This is a genomic window from Synechococcus sp. O70.2 (genome assembly GCF_047462135.1).
GTDB lineage: Bacteria > Cyanobacteriota > Cyanobacteriia > Thermostichales > Thermostichaceae > Thermostichus.
This window is the reverse complement of record NZ_JANSIS010000007.1, coordinates 25,561-49,032: the sequence shown is the minus strand read 5'-3', so window position 1 is coordinate 49,032 and position 23,472 is coordinate 25,561. Positions and strand designations below refer to the sequence as shown.

At 60.6% G+C, this 23,472-nt stretch carries 18 protein-coding genes; 7 read left to right on the top strand and 11 right to left on the bottom strand.

Annotated features, from left to right (window positions below; all coding sequences use genetic code 11):
• Positions 1-2 precede the first annotated feature (2 nt).
• The 3 genes from arsJ to ahcY form a co-directional block, all read right to left on the bottom strand.
• Positions 3-1,289, bottom strand: coding sequence for an organoarsenical effux MFS transporter ArsJ (arsJ, locus tag NW812_RS08860; RefSeq protein ID WP_414395979.1), 1,287 nt, complete (start codon positions 1,287-1,289; stop codon positions 3-5).
• Positions 1,290-1,308: 19 nt separating this feature from the next.
• Positions 1,309-2,319 (bottom strand): ArsJ-associated glyceraldehyde-3-phosphate dehydrogenase, encoded by a 1,011-nt coding sequence (locus NW812_RS08855; protein ID WP_414395978.1) that lies wholly within the window; start codon positions 2,317-2,319, stop codon positions 1,309-1,311.
• Positions 2,320-2,433: 114 nt separating this feature from the next.
• Positions 2,434-3,714 (bottom strand): adenosylhomocysteinase, encoded by a 1,281-nt coding sequence (gene ahcY / locus NW812_RS08850; protein WP_414395976.1) that lies wholly within the window; start codon positions 3,712-3,714, stop codon positions 2,434-2,436.
• 68 nt (positions 3,715-3,782) lie between these two features.
• Here ahcY and ruvX point away from each other — a divergent pair, with 68 nt between their 5' ends.
• The gene (ruvX, locus tag NW812_RS08845) at positions 3,783-4,262 is read left to right on the top strand and encodes a Holliday junction resolvase RuvX (RefSeq protein ID WP_414395974.1); all 480 of its coding nucleotides are present in this window, start codon (positions 3,783-3,785) and stop codon (positions 4,260-4,262) included.
• Here ruvX and NW812_RS08840 read toward each other — a convergent pair.
• Positions 4,229-4,636, bottom strand: a complete 408-nt coding sequence (locus NW812_RS08840) for a YraN family protein (protein ID WP_414395973.1) — start codon at positions 4,634-4,636, stop codon at positions 4,229-4,231. The two genes, ruvX and NW812_RS08840, sit on opposite strands and share 34 nt — an antisense overlap.
• Complete coding sequence (locus NW812_RS08835; RefSeq protein WP_414396121.1) at positions 4,614-4,736, bottom strand: hypothetical protein; 123 nt, start codon at positions 4,734-4,736, stop codon at positions 4,614-4,616. Before NW812_RS08835 ends, NW812_RS08840 begins: the two co-directional genes overlap by 23 nt.
• 153 nt (positions 4,737-4,889) lie before the next feature.
• Between NW812_RS08835 and NW812_RS08830 the strand changes: the two genes are divergently transcribed.
• Both NW812_RS08830 and NW812_RS08825 read left to right on the top strand, forming a co-directional pair.
• On the top strand, positions 4,890-5,735 hold the full coding sequence (locus tag NW812_RS08830) for a M48 family metallopeptidase (protein WP_414395971.1): 846 nt from the start codon (positions 4,890-4,892) through the stop codon (positions 5,733-5,735).
• A gap of 8 nt (positions 5,736-5,743) precedes the next feature.
• Positions 5,744-6,655 (top strand): PfkB family carbohydrate kinase, encoded by a 912-nt coding sequence (locus tag NW812_RS08825; RefSeq protein WP_414395969.1) that lies wholly within the window; start codon positions 5,744-5,746, stop codon positions 6,653-6,655.
• A 3-nt stretch (positions 6,656-6,658) separates the two neighbouring features.
• On the opposite strand, the gene NW812_RS08820 is transcribed toward NW812_RS08825, so the two are convergent.
• The 4 genes from NW812_RS08820 to pyrR are packed head-to-tail and all read right to left on the bottom strand — an operon-like array spanning position 6,659 to position 10,620.
• Complete coding sequence (locus tag NW812_RS08820; protein ID WP_414396112.1) at positions 6,659-8,383, bottom strand: ABC transporter ATP-binding protein; 1,725 nt, start codon at positions 8,381-8,383, stop codon at positions 6,659-6,661.
• 30 nt (positions 8,384-8,413) lie between these two features.
• The gene (locus tag NW812_RS08815) at positions 8,414-9,025 is read right to left on the bottom strand and encodes a metal-binding protein (RefSeq protein WP_414395967.1); all 612 of its coding nucleotides are present in this window, start codon (positions 9,023-9,025) and stop codon (positions 8,414-8,416) included.
• Positions 9,026-9,055: 30 nt separating this feature from the next.
• Positions 9,056-10,033 (bottom strand): putative 2-dehydropantoate 2-reductase, encoded by a 978-nt coding sequence (locus NW812_RS08810; protein ID WP_414395966.1) that lies wholly within the window; start codon positions 10,031-10,033, stop codon positions 9,056-9,058.
• Between the two features lie 47 nt (positions 10,034-10,080).
• A complete protein-coding gene (gene pyrR / locus NW812_RS08805; protein ID WP_414395964.1) occupies positions 10,081-10,620 on the bottom strand; it encodes a bifunctional pyr operon transcriptional regulator/uracil phosphoribosyltransferase PyrR in 540 nt (179 codons plus the stop codon).
• A 170-nt stretch (positions 10,621-10,790) separates the two neighbouring features.
• On the opposite strand from pyrR, the gene NW812_RS08800 reads away from it, so the two are divergent.
• Complete coding sequence (locus tag NW812_RS08800; RefSeq protein ID WP_414395962.1) at positions 10,791-11,255, top strand: pentapeptide repeat-containing protein; 465 nt, start codon at positions 10,791-10,793, stop codon at positions 11,253-11,255.
• A 60-nt stretch (positions 11,256-11,315) separates the two neighbouring features.
• Here NW812_RS08800 and NW812_RS08795 read toward each other — a convergent pair whose 3' ends face one another.
• Positions 11,316-12,029 carry a heme oxygenase (biliverdin-producing) gene (locus NW812_RS08795; RefSeq protein WP_414396110.1) on the bottom strand — a complete coding sequence of 238 codons (714 nt, stop codon included), beginning with the start codon at positions 12,027-12,029 and terminating at the stop codon, positions 11,316-11,318.
• A gap of 435 nt (positions 12,030-12,464) precedes the next feature.
• On the opposite strand from NW812_RS08795, the gene rpoB reads away from it, so the two are divergent.
• The 3 genes from rpoB (at position 12,465) to NW812_RS08780 (ending at position 21,740) form a co-directional block, all read left to right on the top strand.
• Complete coding sequence (rpoB, locus tag NW812_RS08790; protein WP_414395961.1) at positions 12,465-15,851, top strand: DNA-directed RNA polymerase subunit beta; 3,387 nt, start codon at positions 12,465-12,467, stop codon at positions 15,849-15,851.
• A 97-nt stretch (positions 15,852-15,948) separates the two neighbouring features.
• Positions 15,949-17,832: a DNA-directed RNA polymerase subunit gamma gene (locus NW812_RS08785; RefSeq protein WP_414395959.1), complete on the top strand. Its 1,884-nt coding sequence runs from the start codon at positions 15,949-15,951 to the stop codon at positions 17,830-17,832.
• 2 nt (positions 17,833-17,834) lie between these two features.
• Complete coding sequence (locus tag NW812_RS08780) at positions 17,835-21,740, top strand: DNA-directed RNA polymerase subunit beta' (RefSeq protein ID WP_414395957.1); 3,906 nt, start codon at positions 17,835-17,837, stop codon at positions 21,738-21,740.
• Between the two features lie 646 nt (positions 21,741-22,386).
• Here NW812_RS08780 and NW812_RS08775 read toward each other — a convergent pair.
• Positions 22,387-23,412: a long-chain acyl-[acyl-carrier-protein] reductase gene (locus NW812_RS08775; RefSeq protein ID WP_414395955.1), complete on the bottom strand. Its 1,026-nt coding sequence runs from the start codon at positions 23,410-23,412 to the stop codon at positions 22,387-22,389.
• Between the last annotated feature and the right edge of the window lie 60 nt (positions 23,413-23,472).

Here is a 23,472-nt window from a genome sequence, read left to right as displayed (position 1 = left end):
ACTCAGTCGCCAGGCTTGACCACCCACTCCACAGGGGTTTTGGTGGGATCCGGCAATTTCAGCGAAAACAGCCCCGCCATCAAAATCAACAGGGTGGAAAACCAGAGGCAGCCCTCCAAACCGTAGAACTGGAAGACAAGCCCCGAAGTTACCGTTCCCAGCAGCCGCCCGCCAGAATTGGCCATGTAGTAGAAGCCCACATTGAGGGCCACCTCGTCGTCTTCGGTGTAGGCCAGCACTAGATAAGAGTGCACCGCCGAGTTAAAGGCAAAAACAATCCCAAAGAGGATGAGGCCGCCAGTGACCACCCACTCCGGCGGAAGGTCGGCCATGAAGGCGGTGGCAATGATGGCCGGCACTGCGGTCAAGGTAAACGTCCAGATTTGGAGAGTGCGGGCCTTGGGCGCGCGGCCCGGGCGACCCCCTCCCAACAGCTGCGGCGCCAGAAACTGGATGATCCCATAGCCGATGACCCAGATGGCCATGTAGCTGCCCACCTGCATGAAGGTCCAGCCCAGGCTGTCGTAGAGAAACACGGGCAGGGCCACCACAAACCACACATCCCGCGACCCGAACAGGAAAAAGCGGGCTGCTGAGAGAAGGTTGATCTCGCGGCTTTTGGAAAACAGGCGTTTGAAGGGGATCTTCGCCTTAACCTTGCCCATGTCTGCTGGCAGCAGCGCCCCCGAACAGAAGATCAACGCCAGCGCCCCCGCCTGCACGAAGTTGGCCATGCGGAAGCCCATGGGATCGCCGTAGATCTCGGTGAAGATCTGCAGCAGGGCCGCTCCCACAAAGAACCCCACCCCCTTGAGGGCGTTTTTGGATCCCGTCAGCATGGCCACCCAGCGGAAGAGGCGGGATTCAGCCTCCCTGGGCACCACCAGGCGGACGGCGCTCTTGGAGCTCATCTTGGTGAGATCTTTGGCGATCCCGGCTAGGGCTTGGGCCGTCATCACATAGGCCACCTGGCCCCAGACCGGCCACTGCAGGTTGATCACCCCCAGCATCACCAGGCCAAAGATCTGAATGGCAATGCCGCCGTAGAGGGTCAGCCGCAGGCCAAAGAGGGATCCAATCCAGCCGCCCAGGAAGTTGGTGATCACCCCGAAGATCTCGTAGAAGAGGAACAGCATGGCAATCTGAATCGGGGTGAAGCCCAACTTGTGGAAGTGGAGCAGCACCAACATGCGGATGGCGCCGTCGGTGATGGTAAAACCCCAGTAGGCAGCGGTTACCAGAGCGTAGTTGCGCACAGCAGCAGCTTGGGCGCTTGAGGCAGCAGTCATGGGCAGGTCTCCAAAGGACTTACAGACTAAGGGCCACCTTGCGGGCCAATTCCGCCATGCGGTTGGCGTAGCCCCATTCGTTGTCGTACCAGGCCAGAACCTTTACCTGGGTGCCGTCCACCACCAGGGTTGAGAGGGCATCCACAATGCTGGAGCGGGGATCTCCCTTGAAATCCACGGAAACCAAGGGCAACTCCTCATAGCCTAGGATGCCCTTGAGTTCGCCCTCGGCTGCCGTTTTTAAAAGACGATTAACCTCTTCCACGGTGGTAGGCCGCCTCACCTCAAACACGGCGTCGGTCAAAGAGGCATTCAGCAGGGGCACGCGCACCGCAATGCCGTTGAGCTTGCCATTTAACTCGGGGTAGATAAGGCCAATGGCTGTGGCAGAACCGGTGGTGGTGGGCACCAAGGAGAGCAAAGCCGAGCGGGCTCGCCGCAGATCCTTGTGGGGAGCATCCACCAGCGTTTGAGTGTTGGTAACAGCGTGGACGGTGGTGATCACCCCGTGCAGGATGCCGATCCCCTCGTGGATGACTTTCACCAAGGGGGCCAAGCAGTTGGTGGTGCAGGAGGCGGCGGTGAGCAGGTGGTGGCGGGACGGGTCGTAGAGGTGGTCGTTGACGCCCATGACAATGTTGAGGGCCTCTTTGTCCTGGACAGGGGCAGCCACAATGACCTTGCGCACCCCGGCCTTGAAGTAGGCCTCCAGCTCTGCGGCTTTCACAAACTTCCCTGAACACTCCAGCACCAGGTCGATCCCCAACTCAGCCCAGGGCACTTCGCCAGGAGATTTGCACTCGCTAAAGGTCAGGATTTTGTCCTGGATGCGCAACTTCTGGTCGGATCCCTCGATGTCGAGGTTCCAGCGGCCCTGCACCGAGTCGAACTTAAGCAAGTGAGCTGCGGCAGCAGGCCCGCCCTTGATCTCGTTGATGTGGGCAAACTCCAGCTCCGGCCAACCCCAAGCTGCCCGCAGCACCAAGCGTCCAATGCGGCCAAAACCATTGATGCCTACCCGCGCTGCCATCCCCCTCTCCTTCCAACGTGCAGCTAGGGAGAACCCCGCCCAGAGCTTATCAGAAGCACCCCTGCATTTCAAGTTGGGAAGCTGGGCAAGAGTCCACTAGCAGCAGCGTGTCCTTTAGGTTCCTACAGTCCAGGTGTTGCCATACTCAATCTGCTCCGGGGTGAGGCTGTCGATCTGGACCCCCATGGCCTTGAGCTTAAGGCGGGCAATGGCCTCGTCCACCTCAGGGGGGATGGGGTGCAGCCCTGGAGCCAGCCGACCCCGGTTTTTCACCAGGTACTCGCAGGCCAGCGCTTGGTTAGCAAAGCTCATGTCCATAACGCTAGCCGGGTGGCCTTCGGCAGCAGCTAGGTTGATGAGCCGGCCCTCTCCCAGCACGAATACCGATTTGCCCGATTGAAGACGGTACTCTTCCACGAAGGGGCGTACTGTCTGCCGGGAAACGGCTCGCTCCTGCAGGGCCCCTAGGTCAATCTCGATATCGAAGTGGCCGGCGTTGCAGACCATTGCCCCATCCTTCATGGCGTCGAAGTGCTCGCCGCGGAGGACATGCTTGTTGCCCGTGACTGTGATGAACAGATCCCCCAGGGGGGCAGCCTCGGCCATGGGCAGAACGCGAAAGCCGTCCATGACCGCTTCCAGGGCCCGCACCGGGTTGACCTCGGTCACGATGACCTGGGATCCCATGCCTCGGGCTCGCATCGCCACTCCCCTGCCGCACCAGCCATAGCCGGCCACGACCACCGTCTTCCCGGCCAGGAGAAGGTTGGTACAGCGCAGAACCCCGTCTAGGGTGGATTGGCCAGTGCCGTAGCGGTTGTCAAACAGGTGTTTGGTTGCAGCGTCGTTAACGGTCATCACCGGGAAGCTGAGCACCCCCGCCTTCAGCATGGCCCGCAGGCGCACCAAACCGGTGGTGGTCTCCTCCGTGGTGCCGATGAGCTCGGAGAGCTGCTCCTGCCGACGCTGCACCAGCTCCGCCGTTACATCGCCGCCGTCGTCGATGATGAGGTTGGGGCGGTGATCCAGGGCAATCTGGACATGGCGGCGGTAGGTTTCCACATCCTCCCCCTTGATGGCGAAGACTGAAATGCCGTAGTCGGCCACCAGGCTAGCGGCCACATCGTCTTGGGTGGAAAGAGGGTTGCTGGCAATGAGGACGCTCTCGGCTCCACCCGCCTGCAGAGTCAAGGCCAGATTGGCAGTTTCGGTGGTGACATGACAGCAGGCTACTAGACGCAGGCCAGCCAAGGGCTTTTCTTGGGCAAAGCGCTCCCGAATCTGGGCCAGCACCGGCATCTCCCGCGCCGCCCACTGAATCCGCTGCTTGCCCAAGGGAGCAAGGCTCAGATCCTTGACTTCATGCTTAGGTAGAGACAGAGTAGCACTGCTCATGAGAAGACTCCCAACGAGGACTCCAGACAGGGAGAGGCCGTTCCAATGTCGCCAAGATGGAGACCCGCATGTCGACAAGCCTGAACTATTCTCCCACAAGGGAGCCCTTTTCGGCGCTGGGGCTGGATGTGGGCGATCGCCGCATTGGTGTCGCCGGCTCCGATGGGCTGGGGCTGTTGGCCACTGGCCTGGGGGTGATCCAGCGCCGTTCCCTTGCAGAAGATATCGCCCAAGTGCAGGCGTGGATTCGCCGCCGCCAGGCCACTGTGGTGGTGGTTGGGATCCCTCTTTTGGCCGATGGCTCGGTGGGATCCCAAGCCCGCAAGGTGCAGCGCTTTGTGCGGGCTCTCCAGGCGGCTGTGGATTTACCCATAGAGACGGTTAACGAGTACCTAAGCACCGTGCAGGCGGAGTGGGATCTGCGCCAGGCAGGGATACCCGCCAAAGCCCAGAAGGGTTTAATCGATCAGCAGTCGGCGGCCGTAATTTTACAAACTTGGCTGGATGAGCGGCGCTACCGCTCCACCTCAAAAGCTCCCTGCCGATAGTCGGCCAAAGCGTAGCCACCACCAGGCCGATATTCCACGAGGGCCACATCGAAGCGGCAGGCTGCTTCCGCTACCTGGGGATGCTGGCTCAGGAAGGCTTGGGCAGCTTGGATCAAGCGCTGCTGTTTCCGGGTCCCAACTGCCAAAAGTCCGCCCTGATCCCAGCCCTGGCCGCGGCGGGTTTTAACTTCCACAAAAACCAGCAGCCCTGCCTTGTAGGCCACCAGATCTACCTCCCCCCACTGGCAGCGCCACCGCCGGGCCAGGATCTGCCAGCCTTGCTCTTCCAGGTACCGCTGCACGCAGGCCTCCCCGGCCCTGCCAGCCTCTTGAGGGGCGGTGTGCTTGCGCCTAGTGAGCAGAGCCGTTGCCATGATACTTGTCAGTGTCGTAGAAGCCGTTGCGGGTGCCAAAGTAGAAGCTTGCCAAAGAGAGGATCAGGGCAACCGCCACCAAGATCGATTTTGCCTCCACGCGGTTTTCTCCCACCTTTGTCCTCAGCCATGATAGCTTGCTCCGCCTTACCCCCTACCCTTGGTTGAGGCAGAATGGGAGGAGCGTCGCTACTGCTTTTTGCCTCTCAAGCTTACCGTTTTCCTGCAGCCTCGTATGTCTTCCACGCCCTCTATGCCAACTGCTTCCAGCGAGCCTCGCATCCTCTTGGGCCTGCGGGCCGACGAGTTTCGCCATCCAGTGGATCTGCAAGCCACCCGCTCTCTGCAGCAACTGCCGGGCCTAGGCCTGCTGATTCAAAACTTGCTTGGCTCCACGGCGGGTGAGATGTTCTACTTGGATAACATTGCCTCCAGCATCCAAATCAACGAGCAGCAGTTGCCGGAAGTTTACCAGCTTTTGGTTCAAGCCTGCCGCATTTTGGATCTGGAGGTGCCCCAGCTCTATGTGCGGCAAAACCCTGTGCCCAACGCCTACACTTTTGCCATGCAGGGGAAAAAGCCTTTCATTGTCTTGCACAGCTCCCTGCTGGATTTGCTGGAGCCAAAGGAACTGCAAGCTGTCATTGCCCATGAACTGGGTCATCTCAAATGCAACCACGGCGTCTATCTGACGATGGCCAACCTTCTCATGCTCTCCACCAGCTTGCTTCCCTTTGGCGGCCTGTTCTACCGGGCCCTCCAGGATCAACTGCTGCACTGGCTGCGCTGTGCTGAGTTTACTTGCGACCGGGCAGCGCTGCTGGTTACCCAGGACGCCAGAACCGTAATCTCAGTGCTGATGAAGCTGTGCGGCGGCTCGCCGCAGTTGGCCGCCAAGCTCAACGTGGATGCCTTTCTGGAACAAGCCCGCACCTACGAGGAGCTGGATAGCGATCTCTGGCAACTGGAGCTCAAGCAACTCCAAACCCTTGGCCGTACCCATCCGTTGCCGGTGCTGCGAGCCCGAGAGATCGAGCGCTGGTTCCGCAGTAACACCTATCAGCAAATCCTGGAGCGGCACGGCGTTCCCGCGTTCTAGAAACCAGGATGGCTCTTCTCGAAGCGCCGCTTGGCCCGCCGCTGATCTTGGGAGAGGTTCTTCTGGATTGCTTCCCTGACAGGGTGGTGCTGGGGGGAGCCGCTTTGAATGTGGCCTGGAACCTCAAGGGACTGGGGTTGGATCCCCTCTTGATTAGCCGCATTGGCCAGGATGAGGCAGCAGAACAGGTGTTGAGGGCGCTGCGGCGGCAGGGGCTACGTCTAGAGGGGCTGCAGTGGGATCCAGCTCACCCCACCGGTCAAGTCCAGGTCACCCTCGACAGAGAGGGAATCCCAACCTTTGCCATCCTGCCGGAGCAGGCCTATGACTTCATCGAGCTGGATCCGGCTGTCCTTAGGGCCTTCCAGCCCAGCCTCCTCTACCGGGGTAGTCTGGCCGCACGGCAAGAGTCAGCCCACCGCCATTTCCAGGAGGCCATCCTGGCTTTAGGCTGTCCGGTGTTTTTGGACCTCAACTTGCGGGATCCCTGGTGGCACCCAGGCCCCATTCGGGAGATGCTGCGCACCTGCACTTGGCTGAAGCTCAACCAGGCGGAGCTAGAGCAAGTGGTTCAGCTGGAAGGGATCCCTGGCGGGGAGGTGGTGGAGCAGGGGCAGCTCTTGCGGGCGCAGTTGGGCCTCAAGGGCTTGTTCCTAACTTTGGGGGCGGCAGGGGCGTTCTTGTTTACGGCTGAGAGGGTGTATCGGGCGGAGGCGGTGCCAGCGCTACGGCTGGTGGATACAGTAGGGGCAGGGGATGGGTTTAGCGCTGTGGCCATCCTAGGCCTGCTGCGAAGGTGGCCAGAAGCAGTACTGCTGCAGCGGGCAGTGGAGTTTGCCGCAGCCATCTGTGGAGTTGCGGGGGGTGCACCCCAAGACCCAGAGTTCTATTGCCCTTTCCGCCAGCGGTGGGGGCTCTAGGAGCTACTGAAACTGGCGCCAGTGGAGCTGGGCGTAGCGTCCTCCTTTAACCAGGAGCTCGCGGGGGTTGCCCTGCTCTAGAAGTTGCCCCTCTTCGAGGACAAAAACGCGATGGGCGCTGCGCACCGTGGAGAGGCGGTGGGCAATAACAAAAACGGTACAGCGCTGCATGAGCCGCTGCAGGGCCTCCTGCACCAAGGCCTCTGACTCGTTATCCAAAGCGGAGGTCGCCTCGTCCAGGATGAGAATCTTGGGGTTGAGCAGCACGGCGCGGGCAATAGCTAGCCGCTGCCGCTGACCGCCGGAGAGGGTGATCCCACGCTCGCCGATTCGGGTGGCGTAGCCCTCAGGCAGGCTCTCAATGAAGCTATCAATATTGGCCACCCGGGCCGCCTGGCGCACTGCCTCCAGGTCAAAGGGCTCCTGGCCATAGGCGATGTTGCTGGCAATGGTGCCGGAAAAGAGGGTAATCTCCTGGGGGACGATGCCAATTTGGCGACGCAAACTTTTGAGGGTGACGGTGCGGATATCGATGCCGTCGATGCGAATACACCCCTGCTGCGGATCGTAGAAGCGAGGGATCAAATTCACCAAAGTCGACTTGCCGGCCCCGGAGGATCCCACTAGAGCAACAATCTCGCCGGGAGCTACCTGAAAGCTGATGTCTTTAAGCACCGGCTGGCCCGGCTTGTAGGCAAAGGAGACCCGATCGAACTCCACCCAGCCCTGAATCGGCGGCAGGGGGCGGGCGCCAGGCAGCTCGCGCACGCGGGGTCGGGTATCTAGGAGCTCAAAGATCCGCTCCACGGAAGCCTCCCCTTGCTTTAGGTCGCTGTAGTTATTGGTGATGTGGACGATGGGATCGATGAGCAGAGCCACCCCCGCAATGAAGCCGAGGAACTGGCTGCCGGTCAGGTTGCCCTCGCTAATCTGCCAGCCCCCTACCCAGAATACCCCCAGGACGCTCATGGCGTAGAGAAAGCCCACCACCGGGTCTTGGATGGCTTTGACCTGTTCGGTTTGAAAGCGAGCCAGGCGGTTGCTTTCGGCCAGGGCGCTGAAGCGGCGGATCTCGTAGTCCTCGGCAGCAAAGGCGCGGGTGAGGCTGACGGCGGCAAAGACTTCCGTTAACAGAGAAGACAGGTCGGCCATGCTCTCCTGGTTGCGGCGGGAGCGCTGCAGCAGCCGCTCTCCAAACCAGCTGATCAGGGCGCCCATCAGGGGAGCAATCACCAGGGTGGTTAGGGTGAGGATGCCGTTGAGGTAGAACAAGTAGGCCACCACGGCTAGGATGGTGAGCACGCTGGGGATAAAGCGGTGGAAAAACCGCTGTACCACCTCCCCCACCCGATCCAGGTCGCTGGTGAGGCGATAGACAAGGTCACCCGTGCGGCTCCCGGAAAAATAGTCCACGTCCAATCCCTGCAAGTGGGCGTAGACTCGCTGCCGCAGCTCCAACACCATCTGCAGGGAGGCCCTGGCCATGAGGGTGTCCTGGCCGTACTGGAAGGCGCCACGCACTAAGAAGAACACCACCCCAATCAAGGCCAACGTCCGCAGTTGCCTGAGATCCCCAGCGCCAATGGAGCGAGCCACCCACTCGATCAAGTAGGCAAGGGCAGGCATGGTGAGGACAAAGCCAAGGGTACAGACTAGCCCCAGCAGCAACATCCACAGATGGGGCCGAATGAAGGGAAAGAGACGGCGATAGCTACGCAGCGGCTGCACCAAGGGCCATCCAAAAGGCTTCTGCCCCGATCAGCTTAGCGGAGATGAGCTCCTCAACGGCTGCCGAGATCCCCTCCTAGCAGCTTTTTTGCGGGATCTGAGGGAAACTGGCTCTCCTTTTTTGGCCTCCCCCTGCCATCTTTTGCGCCAACGGCGCCAGCAGGAGACCAGGCAATCGCTAAGGCTGTGGTTGACAGATCCCAGCTCCAGCCCTAGGCCCACCCACCCCAGGGTCTCGGCGTGGGCTTGCAGCCACTGCCAGAGGTTGTCCCGCCAGATCCCCGGCTGCCACGGCCACCAGCCCAGGTGGGATCCCAGCCAGGCGGCGGTCAGGCCTACCCCTGTCACCCACAAGCCCAGGTAGAGCAGCCGCAGAGCAGTGCCCACCAGCGGCCCGTGGGACCAGAAGGAGCGGTGCCGCAGCCAGCGGCGGTAGGGAAGCCAAATCCAGCGCAGGAACAGCCAGCGGCGATACTGGCGAGAGTCAGTGTCCAGATCCCCGGAAAACATCAGGCCGCTGAAGAGATAGGCCGACCCCACCGCCAAAGCCACAGCGGCACTGTTGCCCAGCAAAGCCGCTGCCAAGGTAATGCCGGGAGCTGTCCAGAGGATGAGGCGATCGTGGGTGGATCCCCAGGGCATAAAGAGCTCAGCCCTCCCCTGGGGCTGAGTCTAGCCGCAAGTGGGGGAAAAGGCAGGGATCCCTCGATTGAGACGATCCAACACCTGCAACTGCCGGTAGAGCATCTCCACCCGCGGCATTTGGACTCCAGCCTGCTGGGCATAGCGGAGAGGGTTGGCAAAAATAGCCTCCAGCTCCAGGGGACGCTTGCGCTCGTAGTCGATCTTCATGCTGGTGCGGTAGGGGACCATCTTCTCGGTGTTAGCCAGCATCTCGGGAATTAGGGAAGGGGGAAGCCGGCGACCACAGGCCGCAGCTCCCTCCACCACCTCTTGCATCAGGGCTTCTGCCAGGGCGCGGGCTTCCGGATCCCGGATCATCTGCTGGGTGTCGGCATTGAAAACAACCGAGAGGCCATTGAAGGGAATGTTCCAGACCAACTTCTGCCAGCGGGCTTCCATCAGATCCGGCGAGAGGGAGGTAGGGATCCCAGACCTTTGAAAATCGGCCTGGAGCTGTTGCAGACGGGGCGTGATCCCCTGGGGGGCATAGCCAGGGCCATATTCGGCCAGCAGTACCGAGCCATAGTCGAGGTGGCGGATGTGGCCAGGGCCAACTTTATTGGAGCTGATGAAACAGAGGCCACCCACGACGCGCTCAGGGCCGACGCAGTTGGCAATCTCCGGCTCTGCGCCCAAGCCGTTTTGCAGCAGGATCACCACGCCCTTTTCAGCCAGCACAGGCGGCAGCAGCCGGGGCAGAAGGTGATTTTGGGTGGCTTTCAGGGCCACGATTACTCCCTCACAAGGGGGCATTGCCTCCACGGAGGCGTAGGCATTGACCTGGGGCAGGTGAAAGTCTCCCCAGCAGGATTCCACCCACAAGCCGTTTTGGCGCACCTGCTCGTAGTCGCTATGGAGCAGGAAATGCACCTCAAAGCCGGCCTGCTGTAGCTTGGCCCCGTAGAATCCTCCCACGGCGCCACTGCCCAAAACCGCATAGCGGCGGCTTTCCGGCAACTGGGACATCGCAAAACCTTGAGCCGATATCCCCACCCTAGCGCACTCTGGAGAGCTCACTCAGGATCAGGGTTGATCAGCAGCACCCGCTCCTCGCCGTCGGTTTCGCGCAGGTGCACCTTGACCATTTGCTCGGGGGTTGTGGTCAGCCTATGGCCGCAGTAATCCGGCTGAATGGGGAAGTGCCGATGGCCGCGGTCAATCAGCACGGCCAAGCGCACCCGTTCTGGGCGCCCAAAGTGGTTCAGGGCCTCCAAAGCCGCCCGAACAGTGCGGCCGTGAAAGATAACGTCGTCCACCAGCACCACCTCTTGGCCAGTGAGATCCCGGGGCATTTCACTGCGATCAGGAGTGCGCAGCCGGCCAGAGCCCAGGTCGTCGCGGAAGAAGGTGATGTCCAACTCCCCTACCTGGGGCGGTATCCCAAACAGCTCGGCTATGCCATCCCGGAGCCGGTAGGCCAAAGGCACCCCGCGGGTGCGGATGCCGATCAACACCAGCCTGTCCAGGTGGGGGTGATCCCTGCCAATAGCGGCCGCCAAAGCCGCCATTTGCCTAGCCATCTCCTGGGCATTGAACACCTCGGTTGTGGACATGGACAGTTGAGGCCGACCTATAGGAGCCCAAGTTAGCCCAGATCCGCAGCCAGTAGGATAGGATATAAGGCCCTAGAAGGGAGAGATCCACCATGTCCACTGCAGTGTCCGCTACAGGTCCAGCTTCGACGGAGAAAAGAGGGCCTAGGTGGGCCCGCTGTTTACGGGCCGTGCTGGCGGTTCTCCCTCTGCTGGCCTTGGGGTTATTCCTGCTGGGATCCCCGGCCTGGGCGGAAGACTACAGCAAGCGGGAGCTGCAGGGGGCAGACTTTGCCGGACAAGACCTGAGCGGCTGGAAATTTCTCAAAGCCAACCTGCGACAGAGCAATCTCAGCCACGTGAAGGCGGCAGGAGCCAATTTTTTCGGGGCCAACCTCAGCAAAGCTAACCTACGCGGGGCGGATCTGCGCGGCGCCACCCTGGACATGGCCAATTTGCAGGGTGCTGATCTGCGGGAAGCCCAACTGCAAGACAGCATGATGTGGCTGGTGCGGGTGGAAGGGGTCGAGATCGAGGGAGCAGATTTTACCAATGCTCTAATCCGCAAGGATGCCCTCGCCATCCTCTGCGAGCGGGCTAGCGGCGTTAACCCGGTTACCGGCCGGGCCACCCGCGACACCCTGGGGTGCAACTAGCCCTCACCCCCAGCCCCCCTCCCTGGGAGAGAGGGGCGAAACTTTGGAAATAGCCCTAGCTTACGAGCTGGGGGCAGCCGCCTCTGAGGGGGCAGGCTTGCGCTGAAACTGACCCAGGAGCGAGTTCCAGGCTAGGCGTGCCATGGACAGCAGCCAGTTGCCCTCCAGCTCTCTAAACAAGTCCATGTTGAGCTTGAAGGCGTAGTTGGCTTCTGCCACAATGCGCTCGATAGTAGCCTGGTCCAGCCCCAGCGCATCCAGTTGAGCGCGGTAGCGCTGCTTAAACTTGCCCTCGTGCGGGATCTGTTCAAAGTCATAGAAGGCGGTGCCTTCCCCCGGTGGCAGGCGCAGGGCCCGGCGGGCAATGTTTTTCAGGATCTGGCCGCCCGACAGGTCGCCAATGTAGCGGGTGTAGGCGTGGGCAATCAGCAGAACCGGATCTTTTTCCACCACTTCTTGAATGCGGTTGACATAGACTTGGCAAGCGGGAGAGGGCTTGACCACAGAGGGCCAATGGGGACCGATGAAATAGTTCAAATCTTTCTCTAGGCTGGCCTTGCGCCACAATTCGGGGTAGTAGAGCTGACCCACTATCGGGTGCTCTCGCAACCGCGCAAACCCCTCTTCCAGCGCACTGTAGACAAAGTAGAAATTGCCCACGTAGCGGCTGTAGGTACGCCTATCAACCACTCCCTTGAGGAAACATTTGATAAAGGTCATATTCTCGGCCATGGTGTGGGACTGCTTGGTGCCCTCCCGCAACTGGGTTGACAGGCCAGCGTTTTGATTTTCTTGGCTGGGCAAACCCTTACTCACAAAACCCTCCTTGTAAAAAGTTGCTTGGCTCCGGCCATTGACCGGCTCATGGAGGCAGCGAGGGATGCCTCAGCAGCAGACCCGGCAAAGGCAACGCAGACCGCTCGCTGCGGCAGCTAAACGCCCTTCTCCGGGGCTCGATGCTTCTTTTTCCCCGCCATCCCTATCTAAGCAGCACTCGACTGGCGGTCAATGGCTTAAGCTTAGAATAATCCGCCCGAGTGTGAATGGATGTGAACAATCCTTAAGGCAGGTTGGAGAGGAAGCAGAGCTTGCTAGCTCCCAGGCTAAAGGCAGGAGTTGCCGCCAACCCTTGTAAAGTTCGTTGACGATCGTTGGCGGGGCTTCTATAATTGGAGGCCTGACTGCAGCGCAAGCCCTGCTAAGCAACGCATGAGCTCGTTAGCTGTTCCCTCCCCTGTTCTTACCTTACCTGACCTGGTAGAGATTCAGCGGGAAAGTTTCCTCTGGTTTTTACGGGAAGGGTTTGAAGAGGAGCTCCTGAGTTTTTCTCCCATCGTCGATTACACCGGCAAGCTGGAGCTGCACTTTCTGCCAGACTACCGGCCTGGGGATCCCTCCAAGGGGTACAAGATCAACAAGCCGCGCTATGACCCAGAGGAGGCCAAGCGGCGGGATGCCACCTATCAAGCCCAAATCCGGGTGCCGACGCGCTTAATCAACAAGGAGACGGGCGAAATCAAAGACATGGACGTCTTCATGGGCGAGCTGCCCTTGATGACGGATCGAGGCACCTTCATCATCAACGGCGCGGAGCGGGTGATCGTCAACCAGATTGTGCGCAGCCCCGGCGTTTACTACAAGGCGGAGCTGGACAAAAGTGGCCGCCGCACCTATAGCGCTAGCCTCATTCCCAACCGTGGTGCCTGGGTGAAGTTTGAGACGGACAAAAAGGGGCTGGTGTGGGTGCGCATCGACAAAACCCGCAAGCTCTCGGCAGCAGTTTTGCTCAAAGCTTTGGGCCTGAGTGACTCGGAGATCTACGACAGCCTGCGCCACCCCGAATTTTTCCAAAGGACCATGGAAGAGGAGGGGCACTACAGCGAAGAAGAGGCGCTGATGGAGCTCTACCGCAAGCTGCGGCCCGGGGAGCCTCCTACGGTCTCTGGCGGCCAGCAACTGCTAGAGTCGCGCTTTTTTGATCCCAAGCGCTACGACCTGGGGCGGGTAGGGCGCTACAAGCTCAACAAGAAGCTCAACCTGACGGTGCCCGAAAATGTTCGGGTGCTTACCGTTACCGACATTCTGGCCGTTATCGACTACCTCATCAACTTGGAATACGACATTGGCCAGGTGGATGACATTGACCACCTGGGCAATCGGCGGGTGCGCTCGGTGGGCGAGCTGCTGCAAAACCAGGTGCGGGTGGGCCTCAACCGCCTGGAGCGGATTATTCGCGAGCGCATGACGGTTTCCGAGTCGGAAAACCTTACCCCTGCCTCGCTGGTTAACCCCAAGCCCCTAGTGGCAGCTATTAAGGAGTTCTTCGGCTCCAGCCAGCTCTCCCAGTTCTTGGATCAGACCAACCCCCTGGCAGAGCTGACCCACAAGCGGCGGCTGTCGGCTCTGGGCCCTGGGGGCCTGACGCGGGAGCGGGCTGGCTTTGCCGTGCGGGACATCCACCCCAGCCACTACGGGCGCATCTGTCCCATCGAAACCCCCGAAGGACCCAACGCCGGGTTGATTGGGTCTCTTGCTACCCACGCCCGCGTCAACCAATACGGCTTTATCGAAAGCCCCTACTACCGCGTCGAGAATGGCGTGGTGCGCAAAGACCTGGGGATGGTCTACCTCACCGCCGACGAAGAGGACGAGTACCGCGTGGCGCCAGGGGACGTGCCGGTGGACGCCGAAGGCCGCATCACTGCCGAGGTGGTGCCCGTGCGCTACCGCCAAGAATTCACCACTGCTCACCCCAGTGAGGTGCACTACGTACAGGTGTCGCCGGTGCAGGTGATCTCGGTGGCCACCTCGTTGATCCCCTTCCTGGAGCATGACGACGCCAACCGCGCCTTGATGGGAGCCAACATGCAGCGCCAGGCGGTGCCCCTGCTCAAGCCAGAGCGGCCCTACGTGGGCACAGGCCTGGAAGCCCAGGCGGCGCGGGACTCCGGCATGGTGGTGGTGTCGCGCACCAACGGGGTGGTGACCTATGTTTCCGCCGATGAAATCGTGGTGCGGCCCGAGGATGGGGGAGATCCCATTGTCTACCGCCTGCAAAAATATCAGCGCTCCAACCAAGACACCTGCCTCAACCAGCGTCCTCTGGTCTACGCGGGGGATCGGGTAGTGGCCGGCCAGGTGCTGGCTGACGGTCCAGCAACCGAGGGCGGCGAGCTGGCCTTAGGCCAGAACGTGCTGGTGGCCTACATGCCCTGGGAGGGCTACAACTACGAAGACGCCATCTTGATCAGCGAGCGGCTGGTCTACGATGATGTCTTCACCTCCGTGCACATCGAGAAATACGAAATTGAGGCCCGGCAGACCAAGCTGGGGCCAGAGGAGATTACCCGCGAGATCCCCAACGTGGGGGAAGATGCCCTGCGCAACCTGGACGAAAACGGCATCGTGCGCATTGGGGCTTGGGTGGAAGCCGGCGACATTCTGGTGGGCAAGGTTACGCCCAAAGGGGAGTCGGATCAGCCTCCGGAAGAGCGGCTGCTGCGGGCCATTTTCGGGGAGAAAGCTCGCGATGTGCGGGACAACTCCCTGCGCGTGCCCAACGGTGAGCGCGGGCGGGTGGTGGATGTGCGCATCTTTACCCGCGAGCAGGGGGATGAGCTGCCGCCGGGGGCCAACATGGTGGTGCGAGTTTACATTGCCCTCAAGCGCAAAATCCAGGTGGGAGATAAGATTGCTGGCCGCCACGGCAACAAAGGCATCATCTCCCGCATTTTGCCGGTTGAGGACATGCCCTATCTGCCCGATGGCACGCCGGTGGACGTGGTGCTCAACCCCCTGGGAGTGCCCTCCCGCATGAACGTGGGCCAAGTGTACGAGTGCCTGCTGGGCTGGGCCGCGGAGCACTTGGGGGTGCGCTTTAAGCTAATGCCCTTCGATGAAATGCACGGCCTGGAGGCTTCCCGACTGACCGTGGAAGCCAAGTTGCGGGAGGCGCGCGAGAAGACCGGCAAGGACTGGATCTTCAACCCTGAGGGCAAATACTGCGGCAAGGTGCAGGTGTTTGATGGCCGCACGGGCGAGCCCTTCGACCAGCCGGTTACGGTGGGCCGGGCCTACATGCTGAAGCTCGTGCACTTGGTGGACGACAAGATCCACGCCCGCTCCACCGGCCCCTACTCGCTGGTAACCCAGCAACCGCTGGGGGGTAAAGCCCAGCAGGGTGGCCAGCGCTTTGGGGAGATGGAGGTGTGGGCTTTGGAGGCGTTTGGGGCGGCCTACATCTTGCAGGAACTGCTGACTGTCAAGTCGGACGACATGGTGGGGCGCAACGAGGCCCTCAACGCCATCGTCAAGGGCAAGCCCATTCCTCGGCCGGGCACGCCGGAATCTTTCAAGGTGTTGGTGCGGGAGCTGCAGTCCCTGTGCCTGGACGTCTCCGTGTACAAGGTGGAGGTGGACAGCAAAGGCCAGCCCCACCATGTGGAGGTAGACCTAATGGCCGATGTCTCGACCCGCCATGTCCCTTCTCGGCCCACTTACCAGTCAATTACGGCTGAGGATCTCTCCCCAGCAGCCAGGGAAGGCTTCGTAGCTAGCCGCAGCCGGGACGAGGAAGAAGACGAGGACGATTTTTAGGTGGCGCCAGGCAGGTTTCAGCTAAGGGAGGAAAGGGGGGAGGATCCCTCTCTCCTTCCTATCTAGGTGCTAAGGCAGCAAGTCAGGAGAAATGGCTATGGCCAGACCAGAGCAGCGCTTTGACTACATCAAGATTGGGTTGGCCTCTCCCCAGCGGATTATGGAGTGGTGCCAGCGCACCCTGCCCAACGGCCAAGTCGTGGGAGAGGTTACCAAGCCAGAGACCATCAACTACCGCACCCTCAAGCCGGAGATGGATGGTCTCTTCTGTGAGCGCATCTTCGGGCCGGTTAAGGACTGGGAGTGCCACTGTGGCAAGTACAAGCGCGTGCGACACCGCGGCATTGTCTGCGAACGCTGTGGGGTGGAAGTGACGGAGTCGCGGGTGCGCCGCTATCGCATGGGCTACATCAAGCTGGCTGCCCCGGTTACCCACGTTTGGTATCTGAAAGGGATCCCTAGCTACATTGCCACCCTGCTGGACATGCCGCTGCGCGACGTGGAGCAGGTGGTGTACTTTAACGCCTACGTCGTGGTGGATCCGGGCAATGCCCCCAACCTCTCCTACAAGCAGCTGCTGACGGAGGATCAATACCTTGAGATCGAAGATCAGATGTACGAGGAGGGATCCAACCTGCAGCTGCCGGAAAACTGGGCCATGATTGGGGCCGAGGCCATCGAACGCCTGCTCAAAGACATTGACCTAGAAAAAGAGGCGGAGAAGTTGCGCGAGGAAATCGCCAGTGCCCGCGGCCAAAAGCGAGCCCGCCTGATCAAGCGGCTGCGGGTCATCAACAACTTCATTGCCACGGGAGCTCGGCCTGAGTGGATGGTGCTGCGGGTGCTGCCGGTCATCCCCCCCGATCTGCGCCCGATGGTGCAGTTGGATGGGGGCCGTTTTGCCACCAGTGACCTCAACGACCTCTATCGCCGCGTGATTAATCGCAACAACCGCCTGGCGCGCCTGCAGGAGATCATGGCGCCGGAGATCATTGTGCGCAACGAAAAGCGCATGCTGCAGGAGGCGGTAGATGCCCTCATTGACAATGGGCGGCGCGGGCGCATGGTGGTGGGAGCCAACAATCGTCCCCTCAAGTCCCTGTCGGACATCATTGAGGGCAAACAGGGCCGTTTCCGGCAAAACCTGCTGGGCAAGCGGGTGGACTATTCAGGGCGCTCGGTGATTGTGGTGGGGCCCAACCTGCGCATGCACCAGTGCGGCTTGCCCAAAGAGATGGCCATTGAGCTGTTCCAGCCCTTCGTCATCCATAAGTTGATCAAGCGAAATATCGTCAACAACATCAAAGCCGCCAAAAAGCTCATCCAAAGCAATGACCCGCAGGTTTGGGACGTGCTGGAGGAGGTCATCGACGGCCACCCAGTTTTGCTCAACCGCGCTCCCACGTTGCACCGCCTCGGGATCCAAGCCTTTGAGCCGGTTCTGGTGGAGGGGAGGGCAATTCAGCTCCATCCCTTGGTCTGCCCCGCCTTTAACGCTGACTTTGACGGCGACCAGATGGCTGTCCATGTGCCTTTGTCCTTGGAAGCCCAGGCGGAAGCGCGCCTGCTGATGTTGGCCACCAACAACATCCTCTCCCCAGCCACGGGTGCCCCCATCATTACCCCTACCCAAGACATGGTTTTGGGCTGCTACTACCTGACGGTGGACAACCCCGAGGCACCCGAGGTTAACGACCGCTATTTTGCTAGCCTGGAGGATGCTCTTGTTGCCTACGACCGCGGCATCATTGGCCTGCACAGCAAAATCTGGGTGCGCTACAGCGGCCCGATGGAGTTGGGCAAAGGAGAAAAAGAGTCAGAGCCCCAGATTGTCGAGGAGCCAGGCGGTACCCGCCTCAAGATCACCAACTACCGCCGCATCCGCGAGGATCAAGAGGGCAACGTTATCAGTCAATACATTCGCACTACGCCAGGCCGGATCATCTTCAACAAGACGGTGCAGGACATTCTGTTGGCATAGCCATGAGCGAAAAAGGACAAATTTCCCCCAGCCTGCGGTGGCAGCCTGCCTCTAGCTCTAAGGCCGAGACCTCGCCGCCTCCTATTCCCTTTCGCAACTATCAAATCGGCAAGAAAGAGCTGCACAACCTCATTGCCTGGGCTTTTGCCCGCTACGGCACTGCCCGCACAGCGCAGATGGCGGATGCCCTGAAGACATTGGGCTTCAGGTACGCCACCCAAGCTGCCGTCTCCATCAGCATTGAAGACCTGCGCATTCCGCCCAGCAAGCGGCAGCTCTTGGCCCAGGCAGAGGCGGAGATCGAGGCGGCCACAGAGCGCTTTATCCGCGGCGAGATTACCGAGGTGGAGCGCTACCAAAAGGTCATCGACACTTGGAACCAAGTCAATGAGCAAATTAAGGAGGAAATGCTCAACAACTTCCGCCAGAACGATCCCCTCAACTCCGTCTACATGATGGCCCACTCGGGGGCAAGGGGGAACGTCTCGCAAGTGCGGCAGTTGGTGGGCATGCGCGGCCTGATGGCCAATCCGCAGGGGGAGATCATCGACCTGCCCATCAAGGCCAATTTCCGCGAGGGCTTAACCGTGACCGAATACATCATCTCCTCCTACGGCGCGCGCAAGGGCTTGGTGGACACGGCGCTGCGGACTGCCGACTCCGGCTACCTCACCCGCCGCTTGGTGGATGTCTGCCAGGACGTGATTGTGCGAGAGGCCGACTGCGGCACGGATCAAGGGATCCCGCTCCAGGCCTTGATGGATGGCGATAAAGTCGTTGTGCCGCTGGAGGAGCGCCTGGTAGGGCGGGTGCTGGCCCAAGATGTAGTGCATCCGCAAACCCAGGAGATCCTGGCCCGCCGCAACCAAGAGGTAGATCACGACTTGGCCAAAACCATTGTGGAGGCGGGCATCCAGCAGGTAATGGTGCGTTCTCCCCTTACCTGTGAAGCCAACCGCTCGGTGTGCCGCATGTGCTACGGCTGGAGCCTGGCCCACTCTCGGCTGGTGGATCTGGGGGAGGCGGTTGGGATCATTGCCGCCCAATCGATTGGAGAGCCGGGCACGCAGTTGACCATGCGCACCTTCCACACGGGAGGGGTGTTTACAGGGGAGGTGGCTCGCCAAATCCGCGCCCCCTTTGCCGGGGTAGTGCGCTTCCCGAAAAACCTGCGCACTCGCCCCTTCCGCACCCGCCACGGCGACGATGCCCTCCAGGTGGAGGTCAACAACCAAATCGTTCTGGAAGGGCCAGAGGGACAGCGGGAAGTCTTCGACCTGACCCAGGGATCCACCCTGCTGGTGCGAGATGGGGCCCTGGTGCAGCGGGATCAGTTAATTGCGGAAGTGGCTGTAGCCAAAGCGGTGCGCAAGAGCACCGAGAAAGCCCAGAAGGAAGTGGTGGCCGATCTGGCAGGGGAAATTCGCTTTACCGACCTGCTCATCGAGGAGAAAGCCGACCGCCAGGGCAACACCACCTCTACTGCCCAGCGGCAAGGGCTGATCTGGGTCCTGTCTGGCCAGGTGTACAACCTGCCTCCCGGCGCTGAGCCAGTGGTAAAGAACGGGGATCGGGTGCAGCCGGGGGATGTCATTGCCGAAACCTCGCTGGTCACCGAGCACGGTGGCATCGTGCGCCTGCCAGAGCGCAGCGACATCAAAGGCGGACGGGAGGTGGAGATCATCAATGCGGCGGTGGTGCTCCACGAGGCGCGGGTGCGGGTGGAATCTCACCAAGGCCGGGAGCAATTTTTGCTGGACACGCCCAGCGGCCAGACTTTTGTTCTCAAGGCTACACCAGGTACCAAGGTAGGCAACGACGAGGTGGTGGCGGAGCTCATCGACAACCACTTCCGCAGCCACACGGGAGGCTTGGCCAAGTTTGCTGGCGTTGAGGTAGCCCGGCGGGGCAGAGCAAAGCAGGGCTACGAAGTCATCCGCGGCGGCACCCTGCTGTGGATCCCGGAGGAGACCCATGAGGTGAACAAGGACATCTCCCTCCTCAATGTGGAAGATGGCCAGTACGTGGAAGCCGGCACCGAGGTAGTGAAGGACATCTTCTGCCAAAATGCCGGTGTTGTCGAGGTTATCCAGAAAAACGACATCCTCCGGGAGATCGTCATCAAGCCTGGATCCCTGCATCTGGTGGAGGATCCCGCTGATCTGGAAATCCCCACCGGCACCTTCATCCAGCCGGGTCAAAAGCTGCTCAGCAGCATTGTCCCTGACCGACTGGTCTATCTGGAGCAGGTGGAAACTCCCGAAGGACCCGGCATCCTGCTGCGCCCGGTGTATGAGTATGAAATCCCCGACCGACCGGTGGTGCCCACCCAGGAGTCTACGAGCGAGTCCGGTCGCTCCATTCGCCTGCGGGCTGTCCAGCGGGTTCCCTTCAAGGATGGGGAGCGGGTTAAGTCGGTGGGCCCGGTGGAATTGCTGCGCACGCAACTGGTGCTGGAGATCGATACTGACGCGCCGCAGCTCAAGGCCGATATTGAGCTCATCCAGGATGAGAAGGATCCCAGTATCCGCCGCCTGCAACTGGTGATTCTGGAAACCTTGCTGCTGCGCCGCGATGTAGAGGCAGATCTAACTCAGGGGAGTACCCACACCCGGCTGTTGGTTAACCAAGGAGACACCGTCGGCAGAGGGGGGGTTATCGCCCGCACCGAGATCCAGGCCAAAAAAGCTGGGATTGTGCAAGGGATCCGCGAGGGCACCGAGGTGGTGCGGCGGGTGCTGGTGATTACCGACGACGATCTGCTGACGGTGCCCTTAAACGGGCCAGCCAGCGTCGAGGTGGGAGCGCTGGTGCGAGCTGGAGAAGAACTGGCGCCGGGGATCCCTGCTCCCGAGTCGGGACAAGTGATGCAAATTGCAAAGGATCACCTGGTGCTGCGGCGGGCGCGGCCCTACCTGGTTTCGGCAGGTGCCATCCTCCAGGTGCGAGATGGAGATCTGGTTCAGCGGGGGGATGCCCTAGCCATTCTAATCTTCGAGCGGGCCAAGACCGGCGACATCATCCAGGGGCTGCCGCGGGTGGAGGAGCTGCTGGAGGCTCGCAAACCCAAGGAAATGTGTGTCTTGGCCAAGCGACCCGGCACCGTGCAGCTAAGCTGGCAGGGAGAAGAGCCGGATCTCAAGGTCATTGAAGCCGATGGCACGGTTACTTCCTATGCCGTGCTGCCAGGGCAGAGCTTGGTGGTGGTGGACGGCCAGTCGGTGGGGGTAGGGGATCCCCTGACTGACGGCCCTGCCAACCCCCATGATCTTTTGGAGATCTACTTCGAGTACTACCGCCAGACCCTGGGAGATGACCAAGCGGCGCGGCTAGCCCTACGGGAGGTGCAGCGCTTCCTCGTCAACGAGGTCCAGAATGTCTACCGCTCGCAGGGGGTGGAGATTGCGGACAAGCACATTGAGATTGTGGTACGCCAGATGACCTCCAAGGTGCGGGTGGACGACAGCGGTGACACCGTCTTGCTGCCGGGTGAGCTGGTAGAGCTGCGGCAGATCCAGCAAGAGAATGCCTCCCTAGCCGTCAGTGGCGGGGCGCCGGCCAAGTACACACCTGTCCTCCTGGGGATCACCAAGGCCAGCTTGAATACCGACAGCTTCATCTCGGCAGCTAGCTTCCAGGAAACCACGCGGGTGCTCACCGAGGCAGCCATCGAGGGCAGATCCGACTGGCTGCGGGGTCTGAAGGAGAACGTCATCATTGGCCGCCTGATCCCGGCAGGCACAGGCTTTAGCACCTACCAGGAGATGGCTCCAGAGCCGGAGCCTCCTGAGGAGGAAGAACCTCCAGCCGTGCTGCCGACGGTGCCACGCCGCGTGGTCCTGGAGGACGACCAACTCATCGACGACTCCACCCCTGTCGACGAGCCGGAGGAGGAGGAAGAAGAGTAAGCCGCGCTTGCGGGGGTTTGGGGATCGGACCCAGCACTGGCAAGCTGGTGGCAGTAAAACACCCCCTACAGCTGCTGCTAGATCCAGTGCTAGTAGCAGTTGCTGCCCCGTCAGCTAACTCCCTTCTCTTCCTGGGAGGGGGCTGGGAGAAAATAGCCATCCAGGCAAGAGGCAGTCAAAAATGCCGCTTTGTGGCACAATGGGCAACCTCGCCAACGCACCTTCTGCCTTCACGTGGATTAGCTAGGCTGGCAGGTACATTTCCTCTGGTAGGCCTTTTGCCTAGGCTAAAGTTGGCTCTGTCTTGAGCCTGTGTGCTCGAACCAGAGCAAGGAGCAGCTACCGTCAGCTCGACGGGAAGTGATGCCTGGGGAGATCCCTCTAGTGGGGTAGTGGAGGTGAACTCTGCTGCTAGCTATATGTCACGGAAGCAGGAAGAAAGCCTCAACCTGGAGCACAAGTCTGCTTTTGTCCGGGGTTGTATGAGTCTTTCAGAGCGGATGTGGGCTGCAACGCAGCCAAGATAATTGCCTTGCTTGGAGCTTCCGTAAACCGGCGCAGGAGGGTGGTTGGTTTGCCAACCTCTAACCGGCGGGGGAGTTTACCTTCTCCTGGTATAGAAGCGCTCCCGCAGCTGTCTTTGAACCTAAGCTGCCGGCATGAGGGGACGGAAGCCGTGCTTACGAGACAATTCCCCGATGAGATCTAGTTTCTCCAGGGTAATCAGGTTGCGGCCCCAACTGAAATTGGTGTGCAGGCCCTCAAACTCCAGCAGCATTGACTCGGCAAAGCAGGCAAAGAGGTGACGGGCAGGGTTGGCCACATTCAAGAACTGCATGATAGTCCACTCAATATCCAGCGAGTGCTCCACCATGCCGCCGTCGATGACATATAGCCCCTTGCGCTGCAACTGGGAGGCAATGTTTTTTGGATAGCCACCGTCGATGATGACGCAGGGATCCGGCAACACCTGTGGATCAAGGGTTACCCCCTGGCTCAGGCTGGCCACCCAGACGATGAAATCGGCACGGGGCAAGGCCTCTTCCAGGGAACAGATCTCTCCTTTTTTAAGCTTGGCCTGCAGCTCTTCTAGGCGTCGCCGCTCGCGGGCTATAAGCAACAGCTTGGCCACTGAAGTGCGGTTCACCAGCCACTGGCAAACGGCACTGCCAATATCGCCGGTAGCTCCCACCACGGCAACGGTGGCAGCGGCCAAGTCCATAGCGTAGCGCTGGGCTGCCGCCTGTAATTGTTGACAAATGATGTAAGCGGTGTGGGTGTTGCCAGTGGTGAAGCGTCGGATCTCCAGGTCGACGTTGCGCACCCGCTTGAGGGTTTCGAGGCGAAAATTCTCAAAGATAATGCTACTAAACCCGCCCAGGGCAGTGATATCAAGGCCTCGCCGCTGGGCTAAAGCCATCGCGTTTAAAACCTTGCGACAGGCGGTTTTGACCCGACCGCTGGCCAGCATTTCCGGCAGGAAACAGGATTCGACGTACTGACCATAAATTTTCTGGCCAGTGATGCTGGTAACTACAATCTCGTCCACCACCTGAGGTGGAGCCATGCACCAAAAGTCCAGGTCACTTTCTGCATATTCGGCATACCCCAGCTTGTCTGCCACTTGCTTTGCATGGGCCAGGCTGGTCAAGTGCCCAATCAGGCCAAACATAGAGGCTCACTCACGTAGCTTGCGGATCCTCTCCGGATCCCCTCAAGGAGGATAGGAAGT